Origin of the sequence: Nitratidesulfovibrio liaohensis, assembly GCF_011682075.1 — a bacterium.
Taxonomy (GTDB): Bacteria; Desulfobacterota; Desulfovibrionia; order Desulfovibrionales; family Desulfovibrionaceae; genus Cupidesulfovibrio; species Cupidesulfovibrio liaohensis.
In genome coordinates this window covers 1-10,447 of sequence record NZ_VSMK01000009.1, presented here as the reverse complement: position 1 = coordinate 10,447, position 10,447 = coordinate 1, and the positions used below count along the sequence as shown (strand labels likewise).

Below are 10,447 nucleotides of genomic sequence, written 5' to 3'. Positions count from 1 at the left end.
CCGCGTTGCGGGGTGTACGCCCGGGGGCATGCCCCGGATGGGGCCGCGTGGCGCGGCTGGGTGCCGCCGGGTGTGGCGCGGCGGTGGTCGTGGCTGGAATGTCGCATGCGCGGACTATAGTGGCGGGCAGGGGGGCAGGCAAGGACAAGGGTTCGATTACCGGCAGCGGGATGGTCGTGGCGGCTGTTTGCTGCGGGCGACGCGTGGCGGATGGTTCGGGCTGCCAGTCTGAGCCGGGGGGCCGGATGGGGCCGGATGGGGCCGGTGGGGACGAATGGGGCCGGTGGGCCTTGGGACGGTTGCCTTCGCCTCCGGTTTCGCGCAGTATGCCCAGTGCCCCCGCAACAGGGGAACCCCGTGAGGATGCCATGCGCAAGGATGATGCCGACGGGGCTGCACAGCCCCGCCTCAGCACCCCGGATCATGCGCCGGGTCATGTATCGGAACAGGCACCGGACCGCAACCCCGGTGCGCGTGCCGGTGTGTCCGCTGGCGCGTGTCCGTCCCGCGAGGACGGGCAGAACCGCCTGCGCGCGCTGGAGGAGGAAAACCGCCGCCTGCGCAAGGCTCTGGGGCTGCGTCCCGACGATCCCGTGCCGTGCGGCGCTCCTGTCCACTCCGGCATGTGCGGTCCGCCCGGCTTCCGCGGTCCTCTTGGCAACCCCGCATCCCCAGATGGCGGCCCCCTCTCGTCCCGTCCGGCGTCGGGCAGTTGGGCGGGCAGGCCACTTCCCCTGGGCGACGTGGCCGACCCCTTCCTGGAAATGGCCGCTCCGGCAGTGGACGGGTTGGTCTGCGCCTACGTGTCCGATATCGACACCCACGAGATACTCCACGTCAACGCCGCTCTGCGCCGCCTGGTGGGCGACTGTGAGGGCCGCCGCTGCCACGAGGCATTGCAGGGCCGCGACGTCCCCTGCCCCTTCTGCAACAATGGCCGCTTGCGCGACGAGCCGGAAAAGGCCCACGTCTGGGAATTCCGCAACCCGGCCCTGAACCGCTGGTTCCGCTGCATCGACCGGTTGGTGCCGTTGGGCGACGGGCGTCTGGCCCGGTACGAACTGGCGGTGGACATCACCGACATGAAGGAGACGGAAGAGGCCATGCGCCGCTTCCGCGCCGCGCTGGACGCCACGGCCGAGGCCATCTTTCTCATCGACCCGGTGACCGGGCTGCACCTGGACGTCAACCGGGGGGCCTGCGCCCTGCTGGGGCTTTCGCGCGAGCAGTTGCTGACCCTGGGCCCCTGCGACATCAATCCCACCCTGACCCGCGACCGCTGCCTGGAAATTTCGCGCACCGTACTTGGCGGCACGCCGCTGCTGGACCAGGAGACGCGCTACTGCCGGGGGGACGGCACCCTGGTGCCCGTGGAACTCAGTACCAGCGCGTGGCATTCCGCGCGCGGTGACCTTATCGTGGCGGTGGCGCGCGACATTTCGGAACGGGTGCGTACCCGCAACGAGATGCAGTTGCGCCTGCTGTACGACCGGGTGCTGTCCACCTGCGCCCGCGACCTGCTGGCGCGCCCCTGCGCCGACGATACGCTGCTTGTGGTGCTGGAAAGCCTGCGCGAGGCCGCCGGGGCCTGCCGGGTGTACATTTTCGAAAATCATCAGGACGCGCAAGGCAACCTGTGCTGCTCGCAACGGTACGAACGGTGCGCGCCGGGGGTGCCGCCCCAGATCGACAATCCGCTGCTGCGCGATGTGCCGTACACCTCCGTCATTCCCCGCTGGGGGCAGGAACTGGAGGCGGGTCGGGTGATCCGGGGACCGGTGACCACCTTTCCCGAGTCGGAACGGGTGATCCTGGAATCGCAGGGCATCCGGTCGCTGCTGGTTTTGCCCATCGTGGCCCAGGGGCGGTGGTACGGGTTCATCGGTTTCGACGACACCCGCAGGCCCAGAGTGTGGGAATCGGTGGACCTCAAGTTCCTGCAGACGGCGGGCGAGATCATCGGCGCCGCGCTGGAACGCCGCAGGGCGGATCTGGCCCTGGCAGAATCGGCGCGCGGGCTGGAGGACGCCAGCCGCGCCAAGAGCGAATTTCTGGCCAACATGAGCCACGAGATACGCACCCCGCTCAATGCCATCATCGGGCTGACCGAACTTTCATTGCAAGAACACCTGCCTGCTGACGTGGCCGAAAACCTGCGCGCGGCGCTGGTTTCGGCAGAGGCGCTGCTGGGCATCGTCAACGACCTGCTGGACCTTTCGCGGGTGGAGGCGGGCAAGCTGCGCCTGGAGTGCATCGACTTTGCCCCGGCGCGGCTGGTGCGCGGGGTGATGCGCGTCATGGGCCACACGGCGGAACGCAAGGGCCTGGCCCTGACCCTGCATATTGACCGCGATGTGCCCCGCCATCTGCGCGGCGACCCCGGCAGGCTGCGCCAGGTGCTGGTGAACTTCATCAGCAACGCCATCAAGTTCACCGACGAGGGCGGGGTGCATGTGGTGGTCTGCCAGGCAGATGGGCCCGATGCGGCCAATGTGCCAGATGTGCCAGATGCATCAGTCGCGTCCGGCATGGCTGGCGGCGTCACGTGCACCGCGCGGAGCACGGCCTCGTCCGGTACGTCCCCAGAGGGGCACCCGGGCGGCGACACGCAGTGGCTGTGCTTTTCGGTGCGCGATACGGGCATCGGCATTCCGGACGACAAGCACGAACTGATCTTCGAAAATTTCCGACAGGCGGATGCCTCCACGGCGCGGCGCTACGGCGGTTCCGGCCTTGGCCTTGCCATCTGCCGCAAGTTCACGGACATGATGGGCGGCCGCATCGTGCTGGACAGCACGCCGGGGCAGGGCAGCACGTTCCGCGTGCTGTTGCCCTTCGGAACGTGCGAGGCGGACCCACATCTCGCGGCATCGGGTGGGCAGTCGGAAGCGGATGCCTCCGGCGCGCTCCAGGTGGCGGAACACACACAGGGGGGCGCGTGCCCCGGCGGCGCATCGGGAACGGCCCGCGTCGTCCCGGCAACGCTCGTCATGCCGGGCACGCCGGGTACATCGTCCGGACCATCCGATCTTCCCGTGCTTTTCCGTCCACCTTCCCGCCAGATATCCAGGCAGACGGCCCGCGAGCCGTTGCGGGTGCTGCTGCTGGAATCGGACGACGTGAATCGCCATGCGGTCAGCCGGGCCCTGTCGCGCGGCGGGCACCACCCCGTGACGGCAGCAGCAGGGCGCGAGGCGCTGGATGCGGCCCGCACGCAACGTTTCGATCTGGTCATCACCGATGCGCACCCGCGCGACATGGACGGAGTCGATGTGGTGCGTGCGCTGCGCCGCCTGAGCGATGCAGCCACCCCCTCCGACGTGCCGGTGCTGCTCATGACCGGTGACCCCGCCGGGGTGGATCAGGCCGCGCTGGAAGCCTCGGGCGGGGTGTCCGTGGCCTTGAAGCCGGTACGGCTGAAGACGTTGCTGGCCGCCGTGGAAGGCATGGTGGGCGGTGCCGGAGAGGATACCTTGCGTCGGTCGTCTCCCGCGCCGGTGGATGAACCCCCGGTGTTCAACGCCGCCACGCTGCTGGTGGGCGGCGACGAGGCCTCGCTGCGCTTCCTGCGCCATTCGGGCACGCTGCGCGAAAGCCTGTGGTCGGCCATGGACCGAGGCAGCCGGGTGGAACTCATCGCACTGTCGCACCTGCTGCGCCTGGAGGCGGAGGCCATCGGCGCCGAACGGGTGCGCCAGATGGCCGAGCGGATGGAACTGCGCACCCGGTCCACCGGGGCGGAAGAAACGCGCCCGGTGTTCATGCTGCTGATGGATGCCCTGAACCAGCTGGAGCATGAACTGCGCAAGATGCAGCGCGGCACGCCCCCGATACAGGCAGGGGCGGATGCCGGACCGGGGGCCGGGCTTGATGTCGGGCCTGATGCCGTGGCTGGCGCTGGGCCTGATGCCGTGGCTGGCGCTGGGTCGGGGGAGGGACAAGGGGCAGGACCGGGTTCAGGCGAAATGGCATAGCCGCCTTGCCCCGACGATTTTCGGGCCGGGGGCCGGTCTGTTTGCTCCCGCGTGTTCGTTCCGATGTGTCCGGCAAGCGCGTCCTGCCGATGGGCATTCGCGCCATGTTGTTCCGATGCAAAAAGAAACGGGCCGGTGAATTCCGGCCCGTATCGCGTTTCAGGGGGGTGCCGTGGCGCCATGGCGGCGCGGGTACGGCTACTTGGAGGGGGGCTGGATGAGCGGGGCGGAACCCATGCCGCCCATGCCCTTGGGCATGTCCTTGGGCATGGTGGCGCCTTGGCCGTCCTTGGGGCCCATGCCGCCGCCCATGCCCATGCCGCCCTGGCCGTGGTGGGCGCGGAAGGCGTCCCATTCCTCGTGGCTGAGGGCGCCGCTGCCGTCGGTGTCGATGGCGTCGAAGGCGGGCTTTTTCATCTGCGGGAACGCTGCGGAAAATTCCTCCCAGGTCACGCTGGCGTTGCCGTCCTTGTCCATGGCGGAGAACTTGTCGTCGGCCTGGGCCGTGGCGGCGCACAGCAGCATGATGGCTGCCGGGATGATGCGTTTCATGGTGCCTCCTGCGGGCTTCGGGTTGTGGTCGCGGGCGTGCGCCCGGTGCGCCCTCTGCCCCCGTGCCGTGGACGGGGGCGGCGCATGTTCCGTACCGCCATGTATAGGCCCGTGGCGGTATTGGTCAACAGTGCAACGCTGTGCAGCGTTGTGCAAAACGGCGGGCAGCGCGTGGCGGACCGTCGCCATCGCGCATGGCAGGCCGTTCATGCGGGCGGAACGGGACGGAAAGGGGCCGGAAGGCGAGTAGCGCCGCTCCGGCCCCGTGGGTGCATCGACTGTTCAGCTGTGTCTGGAGGCATGGGCGGCATTCGCCCGACGTGCCGCATCACGCATCCCGCGTGCCGCACGCGGCACGGCTTACGCGGCCGTGGCCTCGCGCTTCATGCCGTCGATGACGGTCTTCATTTCCTGCGACTGGCGGGCCAGTTCGGTGACGGCCACGGACGACTGGCGCATGGCGTCGGAGGTTTCGGCCGAAATGCGGCTGATGTCCTCGATGGAGTGGTTGATCTCTTCGCTGGTGGCGGACTGCTGCTCCGCCGCCGTGGCGATGGAGCGCACCTGCTCCGAGGTCACCTCCACCAGTTGCACGATGGAGTGCAGCGCGTCGCCCGACTTGTTGGCGAGGCCGGTGGCATTGTCGATGAGCTGCACCGCCTGCTCCACGTTGTCGATATTGCGGCGGGTGCCGTGCTGGATGTTGCGGATGGCGTCGCCCACCTCGCGCGTGGCGTTCATGGTTTTTTCGGCCAGCTTGCGCACCTCGTCGGCCACGACGGCGAATCCGCGCCCGGCGTCCCCGGCGCGGGCCGCCTCGATGGCCGCGTTCAACGCCAGCAGGTTGGTCTGGTCGGCGATGTCGGTGATCACGTTCATGACCTGGCCGATGCCTTCGGCCTGCGTGCCCAGGCTCTGCATGTCCGCCTTGAGGGACAGGGCCTGGGTCTGCGCCTCGGCGATGCTGCGCACCACGTCGGTGACCAGGGTGGCGCCGTTTTCGGCTCTGCCCTTGGCGTTCTCGGCGGATTCGGCGGCCTGCGAGGCGTTACGAGCCACTTCCAGCACCGTGGCGTTCATTTCCTCCATGGCGGTGGCCGTCTCGCCCACTCGGGCGCTCTGGTTTTCCGCGCCCTTGCTGGACTGCTCCACCTGGGCGGACAGTTCCTCGGAGGCGGAGGTGACGATTTCCACAACGCTCTCCAGCTTGGCAGCGGCTTGCAGCATGCCTTCGGCGCGGGCGCGCTCTGCGGCGGCGCGGGCTTCTTCCGCCTCGCGCCCCGCCCTGGCGGCGCGGGCCGATTCCTCGTTGGCCATGCGGGTCTTTTCGTCGGCCTCGGCAATCTTGCCCTTCAGGCTGGCCACCATGGTGCGCAGGCTGTCGGCCAACTTGCCTATCTCGTTGCGCTGCGCAAGGTCCAGGGTGTCGTCGAGGTTGCCTGCCGCCACGGTGGAAGCGTAGCCTTCCAGTTTCTTGATGGGGCGTACGGCAATGCGGTCGAGGGCGAACAGGCTGACCCCGATGAGCGCCACGATGGCCGCGATGCCCATGGCGATCATGTAGTTGCGCTGAGCCACGGCGGGCGCGGCGATTTCGTTCATGTCCATGGTAATGCCCAGTATCCACGTCCAGTTGGGCACGCGGGTCCAGGTCTGCATCACCTCGCGCCCGTCGCGCGTGATGGTGGACTGGCCGTCGGACGCGGCGATCATCTGGGCCACGCCGGGGTCGCCGGAAATATCCTTGAGGATCATGGAGTCGTCGGAGTGGCCGATGACCACCCCCTTGGGCGAAAGGAAGAAGGGGCGACCGGTCTCGCCGATTTTCACCGAATCGATGTAGTTTTCCACCAGCCCGTCGATGGCGTAGGACATGCCCACCCCGCCCAGCACCCGGCCCGCTTCGTCGAAGATGGGGGCGGTGACGCTGACGATGAGCTTGCCGGTGGCCAGGCTTTTGGTGGGGGCGGAACTGTAGCCTTCCTTAGCGGCCAGGGTGGCCTTGATGTATTCACGGTCGGCCAGATGGTTGGGCTTGCTTCCCTTGCCCTGTGTCCGCAGGATGACCTGGCTGCCCTGTGCGTTGAACAGGTAGTAGGTGTTCACGCCGGGTGCGGCCTGCGACATGGCGTTGATCACTTCCGTCGCCGCGCCTTCGAGCGATGCGTCACCTTGCAGGAACTGGCGCAACACGGGCACCTTGGCGACCCCGCGCATCATGTCCATTTGGCGCAGGCCGAAGTCGGACACCGATTTGGAAATGGTTTCGGCCATCAGGCGCATTTCGCGCTTCTTTTCCGCCAGCCCGTCATCGTAGCCGGTTTTCGCCACCACCACGACGAGCGCGGATTGTATCAGCAATACAACGCTGGCAATGATGATGAGCATGGTCGTACGGATGCTCTGCGAGACCATCTCTGTCCTCTCCCTGTTCGATAGGTGAGTGTGTTCTGTGATGCGAGGTCTTGTATCTAGCATCAGACTTGGAAAGGTGTCCATCAGTTGGGAGGGTGCGTATCCGCTCGCGGGGATTGGCATGGAATGCCATCTGGATGCCGAAGAAATTGTTTTTCACGGGGATACGGTGCCCTGCCCGCTGGGGGATTGCCCCCGGAAAAAAATGCGGGAGCAGGGGGCGGCGGGGGGTGCCAGGGGAGGGAAGAGAGGCGGGTAGGGGAAAGCGCACGCGGACGCAAGAAAGGGCGCATGACCGTGGTCATGCGCCCTGTGCATTCTGGCTCCCCGGGACGGACTTGAACCGCCAACCTAGTGATTAACAGTCACCCGCTCTGCCGATTGAGCCACCGGGGAACGTGGCCGTCGTTGCGGCGAAGAAGGTGTGTATGGTGAAGCGGCTTCTTTGTCAAGCGCGGAGCCCGGCTTTTCGCGTCGACGGGCCCCGGCGCTGCCACATCATGAGGTGCGGGCGTCCGCCCGTTCGGGCTGAGCGGATTGGGACGGCGCGGTACGCAGCACCAGCCAGCCACATATCCCGGCCACCAGCGAGGCGGAAAGGATGCCCACCTTGGCGTAGTCCAGGGTGCGCGCATCGGCATAGGCCAGTTGCGCCACGAACAGGGCCATGGTGAAGCCGATGCCCGCCAGCAGGGCCACGCCGTACACGTGCCGCCAGGTCATGCCCCGGGGCAGACGGGCCAGGCCCAGCTTCACCGGCAACCAGACTGCCGCCAGCACCCCCAACTGCTTGCCGAAGAAGAGCCCCGCGGCCACGCCCAGGGTTACCGGGTTGCCGATACCCCCCAGCAGGTCCGCATTGATGGATACCCCGGCGTTGGCCAGGGCGAACACCGGCATGATGCCCCAGGCCACCCACGGGGCCAGGGCGTGTTCCAGCCTGCGCAGGGGCGTTGCGGCATGGCGGGCGGCGGTTTCCATGGCTTCGACGGCGGCGTGGCGATGGCCGTCTGCCAGCAGGTGAGCATCGGTCGTGCCGTTTTCCAGGGTGCCCAGCAGGCGCCGCCCGGCGGAAACCAGATCGCCGGGGGTGGCCCGAGCGCGGGCGGGAATGCAGAAGGCCAGCAGCACGCCTGCCACCGTGGCGTGCACGCCCGACTTCAGGAAGGCCACCCAGGTGACGATGCCCGCCAACACGTAGAACAGGGTGCGCACCACCCCCAGTCTGTTGCCCAGCGCGGCCACTGCCAGCGCGGCAAAGCCGATTCCCAGCGCCACCAGAGAGATGTCCGCCGTGTAGAACAGGGCGATGGCCAGCACCGCGCCGATGTCGTCGGCAATGGCCAGGGCGGTCAGGAACACCTTGACCGAAAGGGGCACCCGGTCCCCGGCCAGCGAAAGCACGCCGAGGGCAAAGGCGATGTCGGTGGCCATGGGCACGGCCCAGCCCTGCGTGATGCCTGAAGGATGGCCCAGGTTGAAGGCCAGATAGACCAGCGCCGGGGCCGCCATGCCGCCCGCCGCCGCCAGTACGGGGGGCAGGGCCTGGGCGGGGGTGGCCAGTTCTCCGGCCAGCATTTCGCGTTTGATTTCCAGACCCACCAGAAAGAAAAAGATGGCCATCAGGCCGTCGTTCACCCAGAGGATCAGCGGCTTGCGCAGTTCGTAGCCTTCCGGCCCCATGGCGAAAGGGTGTTGCCAGAAGGCATGCCAGGCTGGTGCCAGGGGCGAATTGGCCGCGCACAGCGCAAGTACGGTGCAGGCAAGCAGCAGGATGCCGCTGGCTGCCTCTATGCGCATGAAGGACAGAAAGGGGTCGAGCAGGCGATCGGCAGGGGTCGCAGGACGTGCGTAAGAAGATCGCAGGTCGTGACCGGTGTCGTGCGTCATGTGGACTCCAGTTGATGGGTTGAAGATGTAACTTTTTATAATATGCACACATTGCAGACAGTCAAGAAAATTTGGGCATGATTGTTGCGCGTGCTGCAATCCGTATGGGTGTTGTTGGCGTACATCCATCCGACATGATTGTCGGCATGGCAATTGGCATGCGCGGCGCGCGACGAGCGGCAGGGGCGTAGGGGCGGCGGCGACGAAGCGCGACGGGCGGGCCGCGAAAACCGGATTGACGGACCGTCGGATTTGGGGGGCATGGGGGGGCGGGTTGCCGGTGCGATGGGCCGGGTGCGCGCGGGGGGGCTTCCCTGATGGCTGGCGATTCGGGTATGGTGCAGGTGTGGAAAACCCTTCTGCATGGAGGTTCCGCCATGAAGCACGATCATCTGGACATTGCGCGGGAATACTCCGCGCTGCTGCGGACCGACGAGGCTGATGACCGGCAGCCGGGTTCCTTCCGCCTGCCGCACGGCGAGATCGGACATTCCGGCGCACCGGGCGTGGGTGGCGAAGGCCCGGCCATTCCCCGCGTGGTGCCGTCGCACGAGGACGAGCGCGCCGGGGGCGTGACGCCGGAGGAACTTTCGCTGTGGGGCGCGGGGCCGCGCATCGTGGTGCCCGCCCTGCTGGCGCAACTTGGCGGGGCGGGGCTTACCCTGGCCCTGCCTGGCCCTTTCGGCATGGAAATGCTGCCCCACTGGGCCTGGGTGCTCATGGGAATGTGCGCCCTGTTGCTGGGCACGCTGGCCGTGCGCCGTGCCTGGGCGGAACTGAAGCCGGGCCGACAGGAGGGGCGGCTGGTCACCGGCGGCCCGTACCGGATAACCCGCAACCCCATCTACGCGGGGTGGATTTTGGGCATCTTGCCGGGCATCGCACTGTGCTTTGCCTCGTGGCCCATGCTGGCCGGGCCGGTGGTGGCCTGGGCGCTGTTCCGCGAGACGGTGGTGGTGGAGGAATCGTTCCTGGCCGCCCGTTACGGTGACGCATGGGACCGCTACGCCACCCGGGTGAACCGGTTGTGGCCCAACCCGTTCCGCATGCAGGACTGACCGGGTGCCGCTTTCGCCCCCCATGGGCCGCATTCATGGTGAGCTTCGCACACTGACCCCACGGGCTGTTCCGGACCGGAGGGACCATGTTCCCGACGTTGCGCGCGCTGTTCCGCCCCCGCCGCCCCCGGTGGGACTGGGTGCAGGTGGAGGTGACCACCCGCTGCGACGCGGCGTGCATCTATTGCCCCCGCACCGCCTGCGGGTTCGGATGGCGCGACGAGGACATGTCCATGGCGCTGTTCCGGCGGGTGCTGGTCGCCTGCCGGGGGGCGCGCCACCTGCACTTGCAGGGATGGGGCGAGCCGCTGCTGCATCCCCGGTATCCTGACATGCTGGCAGAAGCCGTGGCGGCGGGATATGTGGTGGGGCTGACCACCAACGGAGTGCATCTGGATGCAGGCATGGCCGGTGTGCTGGTGGATGCCGGGGTGGACATGGTGGCCCTGTCTCTGGCGGGCGTCGGTGCCCGCAACGACGCGGTGCGGCGGGGTGCTCCGACCGCACGGGTGCTGGCCGCGCTGGATGCCCTGCGCGAGGCCAAGGCACGGGCGGGCA

The 10,447-nt window shown here is 67.8% G+C and carries 6 protein-coding genes and 1 tRNA gene; 3 read left to right on the top strand and 4 right to left on the bottom strand.

Annotated features, from left to right (window positions below; translation table 11 throughout):
* Positions 1–368 precede the first annotated feature (368 nt).
* Entirely contained in the window at positions 369–3,974 is a 3,606-nt protein-coding gene (locus FVW27_RS00470; protein ID WP_167121806.1) for an ATP-binding protein, read from the top strand.
* 198 nt (positions 3,975–4,172) lie between these two features.
* On the opposite strand, the gene FVW27_RS00465 is transcribed toward FVW27_RS00470, so the two are convergent.
* The 4 genes from FVW27_RS00465 to nhaA all read right to left on the bottom strand — a co-directional run bounded on the left by FVW27_RS00465 (position 4,173) and on the right by nhaA (position 8,831).
* Positions 4,173–4,526 (bottom strand): EF-hand domain-containing protein, encoded by a 354-nt coding sequence (locus FVW27_RS00465; RefSeq protein WP_015946605.1) that lies wholly within the window; start codon positions 4,524–4,526, stop codon positions 4,173–4,175.
* 360 nt (positions 4,527–4,886) lie between these two features.
* Complete coding sequence (locus FVW27_RS00460) at positions 4,887–6,941, bottom strand: methyl-accepting chemotaxis protein (RefSeq protein ID WP_167121805.1); 2,055 nt, start codon at positions 6,939–6,941, stop codon at positions 4,887–4,889.
* Positions 6,942–7,261: 320 nt separating this feature from the next.
* A tRNA-Asn gene (locus FVW27_RS00455) sits at positions 7,262–7,337 on the bottom strand.
* A 102-nt stretch (positions 7,338–7,439) separates the two neighbouring features.
* The gene (nhaA, locus tag FVW27_RS00450) at positions 7,440–8,831 is read right to left on the bottom strand and encodes a Na+/H+ antiporter NhaA (RefSeq protein ID WP_167121804.1); all 1,392 of its coding nucleotides are present in this window, start codon (positions 8,829–8,831) and stop codon (positions 7,440–7,442) included.
* Between the two features lie 377 nt (positions 8,832–9,208).
* On the opposite strand from nhaA, the gene FVW27_RS00445 reads away from it, so the two are divergent.
* Both FVW27_RS00445 and FVW27_RS00440 read left to right on the top strand, forming a co-directional pair.
* Entirely contained in the window at positions 9,209–9,889 is a 681-nt protein-coding gene (locus tag FVW27_RS00445; protein ID WP_167121803.1) for a methyltransferase family protein, read from the top strand.
* A gap of 86 nt (positions 9,890–9,975) precedes the next feature.
* Positions 9,976–10,447, top strand: a 472-nt coding sequence (locus FVW27_RS00440; RefSeq protein WP_167121802.1) for a radical SAM protein, incomplete at its 3' end; no start/stop codon positions are given.